We start from the raw sequence: 17,918 nt of genomic DNA on the forward strand, positions 1-17,918 counted from the left end.
TCACTCTGGGTCATTATCGGACAACGTTGCTAATTGCCGGCCCATCAAGTTCGCCATAGTTTTCAGTTGTTGCTGCATAAGCCGTTCCAGCATTTCATCGGTGATACCGGCCAGGTCATCAGGTTGCGGGTCAGATTTAGCAGAACCGATATCCGGCTGAGCGCGCTTGTCATTACTGGGCAGGCTGCTAAACCAATATCGTTTCCGTTGAAAGGGATAAGTTGGCAGAAAGGAAATCCGGCGGCGCGGATAGTCCCGGTCAAACCCGGTCCAATCTATATCAACTCCCTGGCCGTATAAGGTGGCCGCGCTCTCCAGCAGCACGCGCCAGTTCTCCTCCTCTTGATTGAGCGACGCCAACCAGATGGCAACTTCATCTTCCCGGCCCTGCCGGCCCAGGGTTGACAAAACAGGTCGGGGGCCGAGTTCCAAAAACGTCCGGTAGCCTTGCCGGAACAAGGTATTGATGCCGGCGGCAAATTGAGCCGTTTCGCGGGTTTGGCGTCGCCAATAAGCCGCATCCAAAATATAGCCGGGAGGGAAGATTTCACCGGTGAGATTGGACACCAATGGCATCCGCAACGCATTCACCGGCACTTGGCCGGCCGCCCCTTCAAGCGCGGCCGGCATTTCGCCGTTTTGGGGTAAAGCTTGCCTCAAGCGGCCCCGTTCGGTTGCCAGTTTTAGGCCATCTTCCAGGCTAAAACAGCCCGCCACGCACGCAGCCACAATTTCGCCCACACTATGTCCCAAAACCACTGCCGGCGCCACGCCCCACGAGCGCCACACCTCGGCCAATGCGTATTCCAGGGCAAACAAGGCCGGTTGGGCGTAGACCGGGTCGTCAAGAGAAGTAGATTGAAGGTTGGCCTGGCCGGAATAAAGAATGTCCAGTAAAGGCACGTCCAGGTAGGGCTGTAAAATTTTGTTACAGCGATCCATAACGTTGCGGAACGTTGGCTGAGTTGCATAGAGTTGATGTCCCATACCCGCATATTGCGCTCCCTGTCCCGTGAATAGAAAAACAATGCCGGTTTGCCGGGGTCGAGATTTTTTGCCGCCAGCCAATGTTGACACGGGCATTTGCGCGGCCAGCTTTTGCTGCAATTCATCACACGAAGCGGCCACAACTCCCAGCCGGTGCTGAAAATGGACGCGGCCCTTGTTGGCGCTAAAACAAACGTCTGCTATGTTTTGGCCCGGCGTGGTGGCTAAAATAGTCTGATAGCGCCGGATCAATTCCTCAAGCGCAGGGGCTGTTTTGGCCGACAAAGCTAACAGGTGCAACGGTCGGTCTTGAACAGTATGACGGTCCGGTTTGGTTATAGCCGGCGCTTCTTGCACCACCAGATGCACGTTGGTGCCGCCAAAGCCAAAGGAACTAATCCCGGCCAGGCGAGGTTTATGGGCCGGCCAAGGTTGGCGTTCGGTGGGAATAGCCAGGGGAGAATTTTTCAGCGAAATATGCGGGTTGAGCGAGGCGAGATGCACATGCGGCGGAATCTCGCCGTAGTGCAACGCCAGAACCACCTTGCACAATCCGGCGATTCCGGCGGCGGCTTCCAGATGGCCGATATTGGTTTTTACCGAGCCAATCCAGCAGGGAGTAGGTTCAGGTTGCGTTGTGGCAAATACGGCCTGCAAAGCATTAACCTCAATGGGGTCGCCCAGCGGGGTGCCGGTGCCGTGGGTTTCAATATAACCAATTTCGTGGGGCGATACCTGCGCATTTTTTAACGCTTGCCGGATGACCTGCTGCTGCGACGGGCCGTTGGGGGCGGTGAGGCCGTTGGTGCGGCCGTCTTGATTGACCGCCGACCCTTTGATGACGGCCAGAATATTATCTTTATCGGCCACGGCATCGGCTAACCGTTTGAGCACAACCACGCCGCAGCCCTCGCCGCGCCCGTAACCGTCGGCGGCGGCGTCAAACGCCTTGCAGCGGCCATCGGCAGCCAGCATGCCGGCTTGAGCAAAAATGCGGGATAAATCGGGCGATAAAATAAGGTTGACCCCGCCCGCTAACGCCAGATCGCTTTCGCCCTGGCGCAAACTCTGGCAGGCCAGGTGAACGGCCAGCAGCGCCGATGAACAAGCCGTATCAACGATCAGGCTTGGCCCGCGTAAATCAAGCAGGTAAGAGAGGCGGTTGGCGGCAATACTAAGCGCATTGCCGGTGCCGGTATAGGTGGTGAACTGCGCTAACGGGCCAAATTGCAGCCGGGCGTAATCGTTGCTGCTGATGCCCGTAAATACGCCGGTTTGGCTGCCCGCCAGTTGGGGCGGGGCAAGCCCGGCATTTTCCAAAGCCTCCCAACTCACTTCTAGCAGGAGCCGCTGCTGGGGGTCCATCTGTGCCGCTTCGCGGGGCGAAATGCCAAAAAAGAACGGGTCAAACAAATCAACCTGTTCCAAAAACCCGCCCCACCGGATGCTCAACGTGTCCGGCGACATGTTGGCAAAATTCTCCGTTTGCCAACGACCCGGCGGAACCTCGCCAATGGCATCAACGCCCTCTCGCAAGAGTTGCCAAAACGCCGGGGGATCGTTAGCGCCGGGAAAACGGCAGCCAAGGCCAATAATGGCGATGAGGTCCGTGCCCGACATGGAGTCTGTGCCCGGCACCGGGCTGCTGTGGTGGGCCGGGGTTGTTCCGGCCAGGTGTTGGGCCAGGGTGACAATGGTGGGGTAATCGTATAACAGAGTGGGCGATACAGGACGTTCCAACCAATCTGCCAGTTCGCCCGATAGCGTGATAGCGGCCAGCGAGTCTAGCCCGTAGTGGGTAAACGGAGTGTTGATATTGATGTCTGCCGCCGGGCATTGACGTTGTTGGGCAATTTTTTCAACCAGCCAGGTTTGAATATCGGTTTCGTTGCTGGGCGGTCTGGTCGCTTTAACCGATGTTTCCGGGCCGGGCACATCCTTTGCGGGGGGCGTGGTCTGCTGCCATTCTCCCTGGACGGCCAGGATTTTATCTAAAAAGCCGGTTTTACAGGCTTGCCGTTGGATTTTTCCGCTGGTTGTTTTGGGGATGCTGACCGGTTTGAGCAACAACACCGCGTAAACGTCCAAGCCGTGCTCTGCTAACACGGCCCGGCGTACAGCGCCGGTAACTTCCGCCACATTCAGGGTTTGCCGGGCGTGGCGGGTTATTTCTTGGGCAATCACCAGCCGTTCGGCCCCTTGAACGTCAATGGAAAAGGCCGCGCCGGCTCCGGGCTGCAACGCGGGATGGCTTTTTTCTACGGTCAGTTCAATATCTTGCGGGTAATGATTTTGGCCGCGAATGATGATCAGGTCTTTGCGGCGTCCGGTAATAAATAGTTCTCCATCCTGCAAAAAACCCAAATCGCCGGTTCGCAAAAAAGGGCCGTCGCCCGTACCGGCCAGGTGAGCGTTAAGGGTTTGGGCGGATAGCTCCGGCTTGTTCCAATAACCCCGGCTCACGTGGGGTCCGGCGACCCAGATTTCGCCAATTTCAGCCGGCCGGCACGGTTTCAGGGTTTCCGGGTCAACAATTAATATTTTTTGACCGGCCCCACCTTGCCCGCAGCCGACAATAGCGTGCGCGTGTTCGGCACAGGCCGGCACAGGCATAATTTGGTTTTGCCCGAGGGCAGTCCGGTCAACGTATTGGACAACGGGCGGAGCCGTTCTTAGCCCGCCGGTCACAAAGAGCGTGGCTTCGGCTAATCCGTAGCAGGGGTAAAATGCCTCCCGCCGGAATCCGTAGGGGGCAAAAGTTTGGGTAAATTTTTCTATGGTTTCTGGCCTGACTGGTTCAGCGCCCGTAAAGGCAAGGTCCCAACTACTGAGATCAAGCCCATTGCATTGTTCGGGCGTAATCTTTTCAAGGCAAAGATCATAGGCAAAATTTGGCCCGCCGCTGGTGGTGGCTTCAAAATGAGAAATTGCCCGGAGCCAGCGAACCGGTTTTTGCAAAAAGGCCACCGGCGACATCAGCACCGTGGGTGCCCCAACATATAACGGCTGAATGATGGCCACTAAGCCCATATCGTGATAGGGTGGCAGCCAGGATAAGCCCCGGCTGGCGGGTGTGTCGCCAAATCCATGCTGAATCATAGCCGCATTGTGCAAAACATTGCCGTGGCTGATCTTAACCCCTTTGGGGGAGCCGGTTGAACCGGAGGTATATTGCAGAAAAGCCAACGTATCGGCGGTGATGGCAGGGGCTTGCCATTGACCGGCCAGGGTATTATCAATTTGTGCCGTGGCCAGCCATTGTAGTTGGGCCAGATCGGGCAATTGGGCCAGCCGCTGTTCCAAACCGGATAAAACAGCGGCTTCGGCCAGGCAAAAAGCGGCCTGGGAATCTTTAACAATCATCTCCAGGCGGAAGTCGAGCCGGTTACGCCGGGGGGGATAGGTGGGTACGGCCACAGCCCCGGCGTACAAACAGCCAAAAAAGCCCGCAATGTAGTTCAGGCCCGGCGGGTAAAGCAATAAAACCCTTTCTCCGGCGGCTCCCAAGTTACGCAATTGTGCGCCAATAGCGCGGGCGTGGTGGTCTAATTCGGCATAGTTCCAATGGATTGCTTCGGTTTCGCCGTCCTCTAAAAAAGTATAGGCCCGGCGTTGAGGTTGGTGTACGGCTCGCCAGCGCAACAGGTCAACCAGCGTGGTGGCGGGGATGGGTTCAAAGCGAATTTGAGTCATAAATTTGGGAATTATTCATAGGCCAGGGTCTCACGTACGCTCAGCCGGGAGGCGCTGCGGGCCGGAATCAGGCTGGCAATGGTGGAAAGAATAATAACCAGTACCAGCCACAAAAAGATACCCCAAAAGGGAAACGTATAAACAAGCGGTATATTTAAAAACGTCACGCCGATAGAATTGCCAAAATAGATGCTCAAGGGAATAGCCAACAACATACCCAAAAACCAGCTTAAAAGGCCAATAAAAATGCCTTCGGTAAGCACAATTTGCGACACAACCCGCCCCGGCCCGCCTAAAACCCGGATAATGCCAATTTCTTGAGTGCGTTCCAGCACGTTCAGGCTCATCATGCTGGTCAAACCTAAACCGCCCACCGTGGCAAACAGCAGGGTCATGGTTAGCATTAGATTTAAAATAATAGCAAATACATTTTGCAATGAGGTCCGAACATCGGTATTGAGTAATTTGCCCCGGATGCGTAAGTTGACCCGTTGAAAGTGTTGTTCCAGGGCGTCGGACACATCTGTTTGAAACGCGATATCCTGCTTTTGGGTTCTGATGAGCAGCCGGTCTACCAGGCCCACTTCGCCCATTGTTTTGGCCAGGTAATCATAATTGGTGTAAGCGATGGGGGCCATCAAATCGGTGCCGCCGACAATCTGGCTGGTGACCAGGCCCACTACTGTCCATTTTATTGTACGGCCCTCAATTTTTAGCTCAACCGTATCACCAATGGCAAGGTCGGGTTCTTCGTCGAGAAAATCGGTGTTGATCACCAGGCTGTTGGTGTCTCCCGCCTGTAACCAGCGCCCTTTGATAACCGTGGGGGTAATAAATTCGGTTGGCAACGATACGCCGTGAATGGTGGTGGTTTGTTTCGATTCGGCGCCATTAGGCCGGACCCGGAAGCCGAGTTTCACCAAGCGACCTTCGACGCGCGCCACGCCGGGGACACTCAGGGCTTCTCGTTCCACTTCAACCAGGCGTTGCGGGTCGACAAAACTGATCGAAATATCTTCTTGCCAGTATGCGGCAATATCATTGGTGGTTAAAAAAAGCGAATCCCGCACGCTCATTACGGCAATAAAAATGGCCCCGGCCAAACTCAAGGCCACCAGGGTTAAGGCCAGGCGGCCTTTATGCCGGAATATATTGCGAAAGGCGTAGAGAATGGATGTGGGCAAACCACGAAATTTTTCAAAAAGTTGGTCAAAGGCGCTGGCCCCAAACTGGGCTGTTTTTGCCCCGCCGGCGCCAATGGCTTCGCGCACGGTAATGCGGGTGCCGCTGATAATGGGATACAGCGCCGCCAGAAAGGGCACAATCAGGCCGGCCAATAATTCTAGGCCAAAAATGTAGAGCGGAATTTCAAAGCTGGTAATATTAAAATTAAGCAAACCGGCAATAAATACCGTGTTTTGCCGCGCCGCCACCATCCCTAACGGCACGGAGATAATCAGGGCCAGGATACCAAAAATCACAATGGCCAGCATATACATTGACATAATGGTGCGGCTGGTAGCGCCAATGGCTTTGAGCGAGCCGATCTGTTGCACTTGCCGGGCCAGGATGGAGGAAATAATATTGACCACTAACGAGGCGCTTAAAAACACCGAAAGAATGCCCAGCATAGATAAGATCAGGATCACCGCCTGGATGATATTATCCAGGGGATGTTTGCCCGGCTCCCGGATTTCTTTGGAAGCAATGATCAGGTAATTGTCCTCCATTTTTTGGGTAACTTTGTCTACCACATCACGAATATGATCCTCGTCAAAAGGATTTTGGGCCACGGTGATCATCAATTCATTAAAACCCCGTTCGCCGGTGAGTTTTTCCAGGGTTTCGGCGGTAATGTAACCGTAGGCAATGTAAGAAAATACGGTGGGGGTTTGGTTAAGATCGTGAACGTAGCCTGCTACCATGATTTCTCGTTGTTTGCCGTTGGGGAGTTCAACGAGGGTGGTTTCGCCAATATCAAGCTGGGTCAGGTTGATGGACGAACGTTCAAGAAGCATGGTTTGGTTGGGCGGGGGCCATTGGCCTGCTTCCAAGCTAAATTTGGCAATCCGCAGGTCATCGTAATCATCCCGCACCACCAATCTCAAGGCGCGCCAGTTGTCCGGCCCCACTTTAACCCGCGCTCTGAGTCCATTTTGACCTTCGGCCTGTTTGACTTCGGGCATCCCCTCTACCAGTTCAACCACGTTGTTATTGAAATTGCGAGCGGCGTAGGTGCTGATAGTGGCGCTGGCCGGATTTGCCGCCAGGTAACTATTGGATAGATCACGCGAGAGTATCACCCAGGAACGAGCAATGCTGCCTACGGCAAACACGCCAATGGCAATGGTTAATACCACCAGGGCGGTGCGGATTTTATTGCCCCACAAATCACGCAGGATTTTGCGCGTCCGCAGGTTAATCATTGGCCGTTTCCTCTTCATTCCCAAACGGGATCTGGCGTTTGCGGCGTTTTAGATCGGGCATAAAGTCTTTTAATTTTGCTTGCACTTGCCGGCGGGTAATGACGTGCGCAATTTCTGCTTTTACCATTTTGTTTTCCTGAACCAGGTATCGAAACGTGGCCTGATCCAGGGCCACCACTTCAACCTCGGTATCGGCTGCCGCCCGAACGGTGTTCATCCGTTTGCCGCCTCGCAACAAACCCAATTCACCAAAATGTTGACCCGCCTCTAAGCGTGTTATCACAACTGCCTGCTCGTCCGGGCGATGCTCAATAACTTCAACCCGGCCGGCGGTAATAATATAAAACTCGGTGGCCGTATCGCCCTGGTGTACAATAGTGTCTCCCGGGGCAAAGGTTGTGGGTTTAGCCTTGGCCATTATCTCGTCCAGTTCTGCCTGACTCAGAACCGGCAAAGCTTCGGCTAAACGTTGTCCCGTCGCCCGCTCCCGCATTAGATGAATGATTTGTTCTTTGGTCATTTGCGACCGGGCCATCAAGTCGGTTAATGTATCGCGGTCTAACTGCATAGCTACAACTTCCGTATCGGCGGCAGCTCGCACCGAGGCCGTGCGTTTTCCGCCTTCCAACAAGCCCATTTCACCAAAGTACTGGCCGCTGCTCAGGTGGCCAATGGTAACTTCCTGCCCGCTGGCGTGCTGAAAAATAACGTCAACATTACCCTTGATGATAATGTAAACATGTTCAGCCGGGTCACCTTGTTGAACAATTGTAGCGCCGGGGTTATATTTGACCGGTTCAAGTTTTGCGGAAACCTCGGCCAGATCTTTTTTACTCAACGAGGGCAAGGCAGCGGCAATTTGTTGATCGGTGATCTCGCCATCGGCAATAAACACCACCCGCGAAACCCGACCGGCCAGGTCTCGATCATGGGTGACCATCAAAACCGTTTTGCCCTGCCCGGCAAAGTTTTCAAAAAGCTCAAAAATGGTATCGGATGTTTTTGAATCGAGGCTGCCGGTCGGCTCATCGGCTATCAGCACGGCCGGTGAATTAGCCAGCGCGCGGGCAATGGCCCCGCGCTGTTGCTGCCCCCCCGACAAGGTGGTGGGGAATTTATGGGCCTGATCAACCAGGTCAACCTGCTCTAGCAGATGCATGGCCCACTCTTCCCGCTCTGGCCGGGAATATAAATGGCTCAACTCCATGGGCAGCATCACGTTTTCCAGCAAGGTCAGGGTTGGCAGCAGTTGAAAGAATTGAAAGATCACGCCCAAATTACGGCCCCGCCAGAGAGCTATTTGGTCTTCATTGAGTTTGTGGATGGGGGTGCCGCCGACAAACACCTCGCCCAAGGTGGGCCGGTCAATGCCGGTGATCATATTGATCAAGGTAGATTTGCCGCTGCCTGATTTGCCGATCACGGCCACAAATTCGCCGGCATTAACCTGCAAATCAATGCCCTTGAGGGCAGTGAATGAACCGGCAGGCGTTTCATAAGTTTTGACAACCTGGCGTAAATTAATGAGGGCATTGTTAGAGAGGGGTGCCGTTGGCCGGGTTGAACCGGCTTCGTTTTGACGGCGATGGGGTTTCGAAAGCAGACCGGGGAGTTTCATCAGTTATACCTCTATGTATTTGATGGATGAGAGCCAGGCCTCGTCTCTTTTTGAAGATTTTGGTGTGTATGGGTTATGGCTACAAAACAATAAACCATTAATGAAGCAAAGGCCGATCAGTTTGAACGTGGGCAAAAATAGGGAGAAATAACAAATCAATTTCTATATAGTGCTCCAGAAAAGTTTTTGCCGCTAAAATCGGTAGCAAGGTAGCAGAGTAACAAATTTTATATCTGCTACCTTGCTGCCCTGTTTTTTGGAAGAAATTTTCCTGGACATCTATAACTACAACAATTATATCATCGAATCCGAAATGTTGAAAGTCTTTTCAATACTCAATCTTAATGGCGGGGAAGGGGGCAAAAACTTCATTTATAAGGATGCGAAGCCTCTAATCATGTCCCTTAACGCAAAAAGAACAAGGGGAGGCTTAACGCCTCCCCTTGCCGGCGGCAAACTTTAACTGATGGCGGTGATTATTCAACGTCCACGGCGTCGCGGAGTTGGGCTTTGAGAGCCGCAATCTGGTCGGTGATATCGCGAATTTTTTTAAAGAGCGTATCGTTAGCCTTGATGCCTTCGTTGATGAGGAAGGCTGCGCTCTCGGAACGACTCCTGGTGATGTCGGCTTCAACCAGCATGTCCAGGTAAGTGAGGCTGTCGTTATTGACCCGCACCATCACCACGTTGGCCCGATCCTGAAGCGCGCTGCCCAAGGCCTTGCCCAAACCCTCTACCTGCTTAAACGCCTCGTTAAGGGTTTTGCTGGCTGAACTCATCCCTTCGGACATTTTTTCACCCGCTTTACTCATCCCTTCAGAAACCTTTTTGCCCGCTTCGTCCATACCCTTGGCTACTTTATCGCCCTGGGCCTTTGCTTCTTCAACCACAGGTTCGTCTGCGCCGTTGTTTTTTGTTTCCTTTGCCATTTTCGAAATCTCCTAAACTATAAATGATATTTTCTAATTACGTGTAAGTATGTATTATTATATCACGATACCTTATTTTTGTCAATATCTTTTGTAAGTGAATTTTACGAAATATAAAAACGTCCTTTCTTTATTTATTAAAGACAAACAATGGCCTCGCCCACCATTCTTGCCAAAATGTGCCTGCTTGGGCTATGATTAGACCCAGCCATGTTTGTTATCATTTCCGGTATAGTAACAGGGTAGCAGGGTAGAAGTAGGAAAGATAAATTCTGCTACACCTGCAACCTTGCTCCCCTGACAGAGGAACATTAATGAAAAATATCCTGATCATAATCTTAACCATTCTGAGTTTGCTGGCTCTCTCTGCCTGCGACGCTTCCGGCGAAGGCCTTAGCTTTGGTCAACCAAGCCCTACCCCGGCAGGAACGCCAACGCCTTTACCCACCCCCATTACCGCCTACCAAACCACTATCGCCGCCGATGGGCAGGTGGTGCTGCCGCTGCCACCCCAAACGTTCAGCTTTCAGGTGCCCGGCGTCAGCGCGACCATTGAGGAAGTTTACGTGGTACCCGGCCAACGGGTTAAAAAAGGTGAACTGCTGGCCCGGATTGACGCCACCGACCTGCGCAATGCCCTGGTGAAGGCCGAAGCCGGCCTGGCCTCGCTGCAAGCGCAAATAACCAACGAAGCCGCTCCCGCCCTGCCCGGCGACATCGCCGAGGCTGAAACCAGTTTGACCGCCGCCCAGGCAGAACTGGCTCGCCTGTTGAGTTTGCCTTCTGAAGAGGCCATCACCCAGGCCGCCGCCGATTTACGCCTGCGCGAAGTTGAATTGCGCCAAGCTCAAGAAGCTTACGACGCGGTGGCTTATGCCGAAGGCATAGGCATGAGTCCCCAGGCCGCCGAATTGCAGCGGGCCACCCTCAACTACGAACGCGCCCAGGCCATCTACAACGAAGCCACCAAACCGGCCACCGAGGCCCAAGTCGCCTCGGCCCGATTGCAAGTTGTTCAGGCTCAAAACCGGCTGGATAAATTGCAGGCCGGCTTGCGGCCCGAAGCGTTAGCCGTCAACGAGGCTCGGCTCAACGAGGCTCAACTCCAGGTAAACGAGGCCCGGGCCAATCTGGTCAAAGCCCAACTCCTGGCCCCCTGGGATGGCGAGGTGACGGCAGTCAATGCCTCGCCCGGTATGTCAACGGCTAATGCTTCCGTCACCCTGGCCCAGGTTGAACCGTTGCGTTTTGCCACCAGCAATTTTAGCGAGCGCAACCTGGGCGACATCCGGCCCGGCGACAAAGCCGACATTTACCTGAAAGCCTATCCCAATACCCCGTTTCCGGCCCTGGTCTACCGTATTGAACTGCAATCCGAACGGAAGGATGGGGACACGGCCCTGTTCACCGTTTACCTGGATTTCAACAGCGCAGATCACGACGTGCGGCCCGGCATGACCGGCCGGGTTGAAATTGCCATTGAGCCGGAAGAACTGGCCCGGTAAACAAGTGCGGGCGGTGGGCACGGTGCGTAGAAGAAACAAGGCCAAAAAGCAAAGGAGCAAGGGAGATTTGGAGGATTGGAGATTTTTCTCCCATGCTCTTTTGCCTCCCCCCTCCGCTGTCTCTAAATATCTTCCATTTTTTATTTCCGCGATACTCTTTACGGCCAGCCTGGCCCTTTACCTCACCACCCTGGCCCCTTCGGTGGTAACGCTGTTTGACGACAGCCTGGAATTCCAACTGGTCACCTACCAATTGGGCATCGCCCACCCCACCGGCTACCCCCTCTATACCCTCTTGGGTAAATTATTCACCTTTTTGCCGGTGGGCAACGTGGCCTTTCGCGTGAACCTGATGAGCGCCGTGTTTGGCGCGGCCACGGTAGCTCTGCTTTACCTGTTAATACGGCAAGTGGGGGCCAATAGCCACTCGCCCCGGATAAATGGGCCTTTACCTTTACCCGGCTGGGCCGTTCACCTGGGCGGCGTTGGCGGCGCGCTGTTGCTGGCTACCGGCCCGGTCTTTTGGCAACAGGCCACCATCGCCGAGGTTTACGCGCTGAATACTTTTTTTGTGGCTCTGCTGCTTCTCATCGTGGTTACGCCGCCTGCTCCCCCCAAAGAACACCGGCAATTTTACTGGCTGGCTTTTTTGACCGGCCTGTCGCTGACGCATCATCGCACTATGGTTTTGCTCCTGCCCGCGCTGGCGCTCTATCTCTATCTGACGCGCCGGGCCTACCGTTTCACCTGGAAAATCCTGGCCCTGGGAGCGCTGCTGGGTTTGGCGCCTTTACTGCTTTACCTCTACCTTCCTCTGCGCGGGCATATCGGTTCGCTTGACGGCACGTACCAAAATAACTGGCCCGGTTTCTGGCGACAGGTTGGCGCCGGCGGTTATGGCACGTTCATATTTGACAACCCCTTTGACCATGAACGCAGCGCCGGCTTTTATTGGGATTTAATGCGCAGCCATTTCTATACGCTGGTCCCCGGTTTTGTGGGTATCTTTTACCTGCTTTGGGTGGGCCGGCGCAAAATACTGGCCTTGACCGGCCTGGCCTTTTTGACCTATTTTACGTTCAATATTTTTTACCGGGTCACCGACATTGAGGTGTTTTTTATCCCCGTTTTTTTGATATGGGCCATGTGGAGCGGCGTGGGCGCAACGTTTTTGCTGCAAATTGCCGCCGGGGCGGGAAGGGCCGCCAACCGCAGACCGGGGATGCTTGAGGGTTCAATTTCTACCGGCTTTATGAAACTTTCAGCCTGGCGCGTCGCCCTGACCGGCCTTACTTTGGTTATTTTTGGCTTTATTATTTTCCAAAATATCCGGGCCACCCGTCCCCTGTTGGCCCAACGTAATACCTGGCACGTTCACGATTACGGGCTGGATATTTTGCGGCAACCATTCGAGGATCAAGCGGCGATTGTGGGCCTGGTGGGTGAAATGACCCTGATTCGTTATTTTCAGCAAACGGAAACCATGCGGCCCCAGGTGGAAACGATTGCCGCCGATTTGGAAGCGGATCGCCTGGTTACGGTGGAAAAATTGCTCAGGGAGGGAAAATCCGTTTATTTGACCCGCGAGCTGCGCGGCGCGCCGGAACGCTGGTTTTTGGGCGCAGTTGGCCCGCTGATCCGGGTCGGCCCTGCGCCGCTATCGGCCTTGCCGGAGGAAGTCGTTCCGGCCAATCAAACCGCCGTCCCGGAAATTACGCTGGCCGGTTATGGCGTGTCGCGCGTTCCCCATACCGGGGCGGGGCCTGCTCCGGTGCGGTTGGCCCTTTATTGGCGGGCGGAGGCTATTATCTCCGCCAACTTAAAAGTGTCGGCCCGCCTGCTCAACCAGGCCGGAGAAATTGTAACTGCCACCGACGCCGCGCCCGTCCACTTCGCCTACCCCACCACCGCCTGGCGCCCCGGCGAAATCGTTTCGGACGTGTACGATTTGACTCTCCCGGTTGACTCCCCCCCCGGCCCATACACCCCCCTGCTCATCTGGTACGATCCCGCTCAAAATGCAACGGAGGTGGGTCGGGTTGAATTGAAGCCGGTTAATTGACTGCCGGTTTTTCATATCACCCCAACCGGCGCAAATCGTCATGATACTCCGAATAAAACCACAACTTCATCCGTTGTATATAATAACAGTCGCTCATCTGAGCGACCCGGACTGGACTATGGCAACCACCCCCACCGAATCTGAAGCAGAATTGGTCAAAGCGGCGCAGCAGGGCAGTAAAGAAGCTTTTCAGGCTTTGGTAGCCTTACATCAGGCCACCGTGCTGGGTTTTCTGTATCGGCTGGGCAACGAGGTGGATACGGCTCAAGACTTGGCCCAGGAAACGTTCATCAAAGCCTGGTTGGGCCTGGAAAAGTACCGGCACCGGCAAAAGTTTAAAAGCTGGCTGCTGAAAATTGCCCACAACACCACGGTTGATTTTTGGCGGGGCCAGCGCCCCACCGTTGAGTTGGACGCAGCCAGGACAGAAGATGCCAGGATTGACCTGGAAGGCCAGGTGAGTCGCAAGCAGCAGGCCGAGTTGGTTAAGCAGGCGGTGCAGAGTTTGCCGGAGCAAAGCCGCGCGGCCTTGATTTTACGAGAATATCACCACCATTCTTACCAAGAAATTGCCCAAATCCTGGATATTCCGGTAGGCACAGTGATGTCCAGGCTCAATTACGCCCGTTCAGTTTTAAAAAAACGTTTGCAACCATTACCGGAGAACGCCTGATGCATAGCCAAGAAGCGGAATTGTTACGTTATCTCGACGGCGAGTTGGGGAGCGCAGAAAGGATGAAAGTTGAAACGCACCTGGCCGGATGTTCAATTTGCCGGGCGCGTGTAACCGAATTACAAGCCCTGGCCGCTATTTTACAAAGCTGGATTTTACCCTCCGGCCTGGCCCAATTAAAACAACCGTTATCACTGCCGGCCAGAGAAACAAAAACCCAGGTGAACCTGGGCATCATTGGGTGGAGTTCTGGTTTGGGGCTGGTGTTACTTTTTATGATGGTCAGGGCCATCTTTTGGTTGAGCAGCCAGCTCAATTGGGTTGCTCGGTTGGTGGAAACATTTGGTTTTGGCGGGTGGTTTGAGCAATTTACCACTAACCTGTGGCGGTTGGTTTTGATCCATCCCTTTTACCTGGCTTACCTGGGTGAAATAGGCCAAAAGCTCAGGTTAGGGTTAGGCGTGATGTTACCATTTTTGCTTTATATGGTTTCAATCGGCGTTATCATGATTTTGTATTTTAATTGGTTCAGCCTGATCTTTGTATCAAGGCGATCAGACAAGATAAGGAGTTAAAAAATGGATTACGTAGACCTCATTAAACGTTCTTTTAAAATTACCATCAAATACCGGGCTTTGTGGATTTTTGGTTTTTTCCTGGCCCTCTGTAGCGCCACCGGCGGTGGTGGCGGCAATGGCGGCGGCAGTGGCGGACCGCCGCCGGGAAGTTACGACGGCAATGGGTTTGAGCAGGGCTTTGATTGGCCCTATGAATCCTTCTTCACTTCCGCCAATATCTGGCTGATTATTGGGGGAATTGTGGCGGCAGTGTTGTGCCTGATTCTGTTTATGGCGGTGGTGAGCGCCGTTGTGCAGGCAGTAACGCGCGCGGCCCTGATTGGCATGGTGGACCAGGTTGAAGAAACCGGGGGCGTCACCGTTAAAGAAGGCTGGCGGATAGGCTGGTCAAAACGCGCCTGGCGAGTCTTTTTGGTTGGTTTTATCATTGCCCTGCCTTTGATTATTATTTTTGGCGTGTTGTTGTTGGCCGCCGTCTCCCCGTTTTTCCTGGCCTTTCTGGAAAACACCGGCTTGTTGATCTTTGGCATTGTGGCCGGTATTGGCCTGTTGCTGTTGTGGATTTTGGCCGTGATTATTGTTAGCGTTGTGGTGATGCCGTTCCAGGAATTGGCCTGGCGTTATGCCGTGCTGCGGCAAAAGGGAGCTGTTGAGAGCCTCAAAGCCAGTTATGCCTTAATTCGCCAAAACCTGAAGGACGTCGCCATTTTGGTGTTATTGATGATTGGTCTGGGAATTGCCTGGGCTATGGTATCCTTTGTGGTGACAATTGTGGTGATGGTGCTGGCCGGCCTGGTAGGGCTTATTCCCGGCCTGGTTGTGTTTTTGCTGACCTGGAAATGGTGGGCGGCGCTGCTGGCCGGGGGATTGGTGTTCATTGTGCTGCTCACTGTGTCCATGACCTTTGTTACCGGCCTCTACTTGATTTTCCGTTCAGGCCTGTGGACCCTGGCCTTCCGTGAATTAACCGTGGCCGGCCAGATGTCCGCAAAACCGGCCCTGCCTGAAGAAACGCAAGAGGATACTGATAAAAAATCTGAGATTGAGCAGGCTGATGAGGATACGCCTGCTGAAGGCAGTTGAGGATTACCCCAACTCCTTGCCCAACACCGGCATGCGCTGCCCGGTTTGCATAAAGCCAAAACGCCGGTACAGCGCGTGAGAGCGGTGGTTGTTTTCTTGGGTATTGAGGGTAATCAGGTTGACCCCCCTGGCCAGGGTGTCAATGATGGCCTGGTAGAGCAATTGCGCCCCAATGCCGCGCCCCTGGTAATCGGGATGAACGGCCAGCCGGGCCAGGTGAGCGTGCTGGCGATAAATTTCGCACCACTCATAGCCTACAATTTGTCCGTCCAATTCGGCCACCATAAACGATACGGCCCTGGCCAGGGCTTCGCTAAAATTGGCCGGGGGTTTGCGCCAGAATTGGGCAAAAGCCAGCCGGTCCAGGGCCAGGATGGCCGGCAGGTCGGTTAGATGAGCGATGCGGATAATCGCCGGTATCGTCACCATGGCTTGGGGCCAGGAGCCGTGCCGCTCAAAATTCACCACCCACTCGCGGGTGCTAAAACCACGTTCCTTTAGCCCGTCAATCAACCAATCGTCGTAACTCACGTGGGCCAGGGTGGTTAAATTTTGGGTGCGGGCTTTTTGCTCAATTTGGGGCAATAACAAATCAAGGTATGGGCTAACTCCCCACGTGTCCCGCAGGGCGGCAGCCAGAATCAGGGCCGTCTGCGGTTGTTGGGCCTCAATCATCATAAAGCCGCGCAACCCAACCTGGTCCTCGGCCAAAAAGCCGGGGGCCGTTTTTATTTTGGCCGGTAAATTGGCCGGCGGCAGCCGTAGATGAACGCGCCGGGCGCTGTCTACCAGCCGCAAGATACTGCGACTATCGGCCTCATTAATTGGCCGCACTATGGTTGGTTGATTGATTTTCGCCGCGCGCATCATCTGGCTCCGTTTAGAGTATTGTAGGAAGGGAAACAAATCTGTCAAAGAATGAGCCTGACTTTAGCTTTAGGCAATGAGTCCACTACTTTATTGTTGGTATTTGTGATATAATTTTACATAGTTTGCTTGGTAAAGCGGGAGGAAATACGCTATGGTGAATGGAACAAGCGTCACCGGCAAAATTTTGATTGTTGACGATGTGCCCATCAGTTTAGGCCTCATGCGAGATCAACTGGAGAACGCCGGCTTTAACGTTCTTGCTGTTTCCAGCGGGGAAGAAGCCCTGGCCCGGGTTGAGGAAATTAAGCCCGATCTTATCCTTTTGGATGTATTGATGCCCGGCCTGGATGGCTTTGAAACGTGTCGCCGTTTAAAAGAAAATGAAGCCACTCAAGATATTCCCATCATCTTTATGACGGTGCTGTCTGAAACAGCCGATAGGCTGATGGGGTTTGAGGTAGGGGCCGTTGACTATATTGCCAAATCGGCCCCGCTTGATGAAATCCTGGCTCGCGTTAGAATTCATCTTACTCTGCGCCAAACTCAGCAGGCGCTATTGGCGGCCAATGAACAACTGCAACAGGCCAACCAGGAATTAGCGCGTGAAATCACCAACCGCAACCGGGCCAAGGAGTTACTCCAACAACGCAACCGTGAGTTGGCCCTGATTAGCCGAGCCGTTCAGATGTTTAATTCCACATTTGATTTAAATCAGATTCTGCACACCATTCTTGACGAAATACACCGTTTGTTGGATATTACCGGCACCTCATTTTGGCTGTGTCTGCCGGACACGGGTGAATTGATTTGCCAACACGCCACTGGCCCTGGCAGCAACCAGGTTATTGGCTGGCGACTGGCCCCCGGACAGGGACTGGCCGGATACGCCGCCCAAACCGGTGGCGCCCTGCTGGTGTCTAACACGCGCGCCGAAGCGCGACATTTTAAGGAAGTTGACCAGAAGATCGGCCTGGAAACACGTTCTATCCTGACCATTCCGCTGACCACGCCAAACGGGGTGATTGGTGTTTTAAATGTGGTAGACACGCGAGTGGGTCGTTTTACCAAAAATGATTTGCAATTGTTAGAGCCAATCATCGCCGTAGCCACCCTGGTCATTGAAAATGCGCGTTTGTTTGATGAGACTCGCCAGGCCCGAATGGCCGCCGGGGTTGCGCCGGAGGCGACGGAGTGAGTCTGGCCCGGCCCCAAATTGACCAGTTCCCAATTTTAAAAAACTCTTGACAAATCTGGCAAGATACGCTATCATCATCATTGTTTTCTTTACCAATTGAACCCAGCACTCTGTGCTCATCCAGAGGGGCGGAGGGACCGGCCCTATGAAGCCCCGGCAACCTGATTGGAATTTATCCCAATTTTCGGTGCCAATTCCGGCAGAATTCAACTTCTGGAAGATGAGAGCGAATCGAGCGACGACGCCCGGCCTCTTCTTTAGGAAGGGGCTTTTTTATTAACCGCGCCCCATCCAAAAGG

At 53.9% G+C, this 17,918-nt stretch carries 11 protein-coding genes and 1 riboswitch; of the genes, 6 read left to right on the plus strand and 5 right to left on the minus strand.

From position 1 onward, the window contains the following. The 4 genes from JW953_04405 to JW953_04420 form a co-directional block, all read right to left on the minus strand. Entirely contained in the window at positions 1-4,680 is a 4,680-nt protein-coding gene (locus tag JW953_04405) for an AMP-binding protein (GenBank protein MBN1991920.1), read from the minus strand. A gap of 11 nt (positions 4,681-4,691) precedes the next feature. After that, the gene (locus tag JW953_04410) at positions 4,692-7,106 is read right to left on the minus strand and encodes an ABC transporter permease (protein MBN1991921.1); all 2,415 of its coding nucleotides are present in this window, start codon (positions 7,104-7,106) and stop codon (positions 4,692-4,694) included. After that, positions 7,099-8,724: a cyclic nucleotide-binding domain-containing protein gene (locus JW953_04415; protein ID MBN1991922.1), complete on the minus strand. Its 1,626-nt coding sequence runs from the start codon at positions 8,722-8,724 to the stop codon at positions 7,099-7,101. Before JW953_04415 ends, JW953_04410 begins: the two co-directional genes overlap by 8 nt. A 476-nt stretch (positions 8,725-9,200) precedes the next feature. After that, positions 9,201-9,653: a hypothetical protein gene (locus JW953_04420; GenBank protein MBN1991923.1), complete on the minus strand. Its 453-nt coding sequence runs from the start codon at positions 9,651-9,653 to the stop codon at positions 9,201-9,203. 314 nt (positions 9,654-9,967) lie between these two features. On the opposite strand from JW953_04420, the gene JW953_04425 reads away from it, so the two are divergent. The 5 genes from JW953_04425 (at position 9,968) to JW953_04445 (ending at position 15,554) form a co-directional block, all read left to right on the plus strand. Next, a complete protein-coding gene (locus tag JW953_04425) occupies positions 9,968-11,158 on the plus strand; it encodes a biotin/lipoyl-binding protein (GenBank protein MBN1991924.1) in 1,191 nt (396 codons plus the stop codon). Positions 11,159-11,225: 67 nt separating this feature from the next. Continuing rightward, a complete protein-coding gene (locus JW953_04430) occupies positions 11,226-13,220 on the plus strand; it encodes a DUF2723 domain-containing protein (GenBank protein ID MBN1991925.1) in 1,995 nt (664 codons plus the stop codon). Between the two features lie 118 nt (positions 13,221-13,338). Beyond that, a complete protein-coding gene (locus JW953_04435) occupies positions 13,339-13,893 on the plus strand; it encodes a sigma-70 family RNA polymerase sigma factor (GenBank protein ID MBN1991926.1) in 555 nt (184 codons plus the stop codon). Continuing rightward, positions 13,893-14,468 carry a zf-HC2 domain-containing protein gene (locus JW953_04440; protein ID MBN1991927.1) on the plus strand — a complete coding sequence of 192 codons (576 nt, stop codon included), beginning with the start codon at positions 13,893-13,895 and terminating at the stop codon, positions 14,466-14,468. Before JW953_04435 ends, JW953_04440 begins: the two co-directional genes overlap by 1 nt. Positions 14,469-14,471: 3 nt before the next feature. Next, the gene (locus tag JW953_04445; GenBank protein ID MBN1991928.1) at positions 14,472-15,554 is read left to right on the plus strand and encodes a hypothetical protein; all 1,083 of its coding nucleotides are present in this window, start codon (positions 14,472-14,474) and stop codon (positions 15,552-15,554) included. A gap of 3 nt (positions 15,555-15,557) precedes the next feature. Here JW953_04445 and JW953_04450 read toward each other — a convergent pair whose 3' ends face one another. Then, the gene (locus JW953_04450; protein ID MBN1991929.1) at positions 15,558-16,424 is read right to left on the minus strand and encodes a GNAT family N-acetyltransferase; all 867 of its coding nucleotides are present in this window, start codon (positions 16,422-16,424) and stop codon (positions 15,558-15,560) included. Positions 16,425-16,575: 151 nt separating this feature from the next. On the opposite strand from JW953_04450, the gene JW953_04455 reads away from it, so the two are divergent. Further along, positions 16,576-17,619 carry a response regulator gene (locus JW953_04455; protein MBN1991930.1) on the plus strand — a complete coding sequence of 348 codons (1,044 nt, stop codon included), beginning with the start codon at positions 16,576-16,578 and terminating at the stop codon, positions 17,617-17,619. 113 nt (positions 17,620-17,732) lie between these two features. Next, positions 17,733-17,846: riboswitch (SAM riboswitch) on the plus strand. Positions 17,847-17,918: the final 72 nt, after the last annotated feature.

The organism is Anaerolineae bacterium (assembly GCA_016931895.1).
Taxonomy (GTDB): domain Bacteria; phylum Chloroflexota; class Anaerolineae; order 4572-78; family J111; genus JAFGNV01.

Excerpts from the sequence above, each read along its gene's own strand:
- JW953_04405 (MBN1991920.1), bottom strand. The coding sequence starts at position 4,680 with ATGACTCAAATTCGCTTTGAACCCATCCCCGCCACCACGCTGGTTGAC.
- JW953_04410 (MBN1991921.1), bottom strand. The coding sequence starts at position 7,106 with ATGATTAACCTGCGGACGCGCAAAATCCTGCGTGATTTGTGGGGCAAT.
- JW953_04415 (MBN1991922.1), bottom strand. The coding sequence starts at position 8,724 with ATGAAACTCCCCGGTCTGCTTTCGAAACCCCATCGCCGTCAAAACGAA.
- JW953_04420 (MBN1991923.1), bottom strand. The coding sequence starts at position 9,653 with ATGGCAAAGGAAACAAAAAACAACGGCGCAGACGAACCTGTGGTTGAA.
- JW953_04425 (MBN1991924.1), top strand. The coding sequence starts at position 9,968 with ATGAAAAATATCCTGATCATAATCTTAACCATTCTGAGTTTGCTGGCT.
- JW953_04435 (MBN1991926.1), top strand. The coding sequence starts at position 13,339 with ATGGCAACCACCCCCACCGAATCTGAAGCAGAATTGGTCAAAGCGGCG.
- JW953_04440 (MBN1991927.1), top strand. The coding sequence starts at position 13,893 with ATGCATAGCCAAGAAGCGGAATTGTTACGTTATCTCGACGGCGAGTTG.
- JW953_04445 (MBN1991928.1), top strand. The coding sequence starts at position 14,472 with ATGGATTACGTAGACCTCATTAAACGTTCTTTTAAAATTACCATCAAA.
- JW953_04450 (MBN1991929.1), bottom strand. The coding sequence starts at position 16,424 with ATGATGCGCGCGGCGAAAATCAATCAACCAACCATAGTGCGGCCAATT.
- JW953_04455 (MBN1991930.1), top strand. The coding sequence starts at position 16,576 with ATGGTGAATGGAACAAGCGTCACCGGCAAAATTTTGATTGTTGACGAT.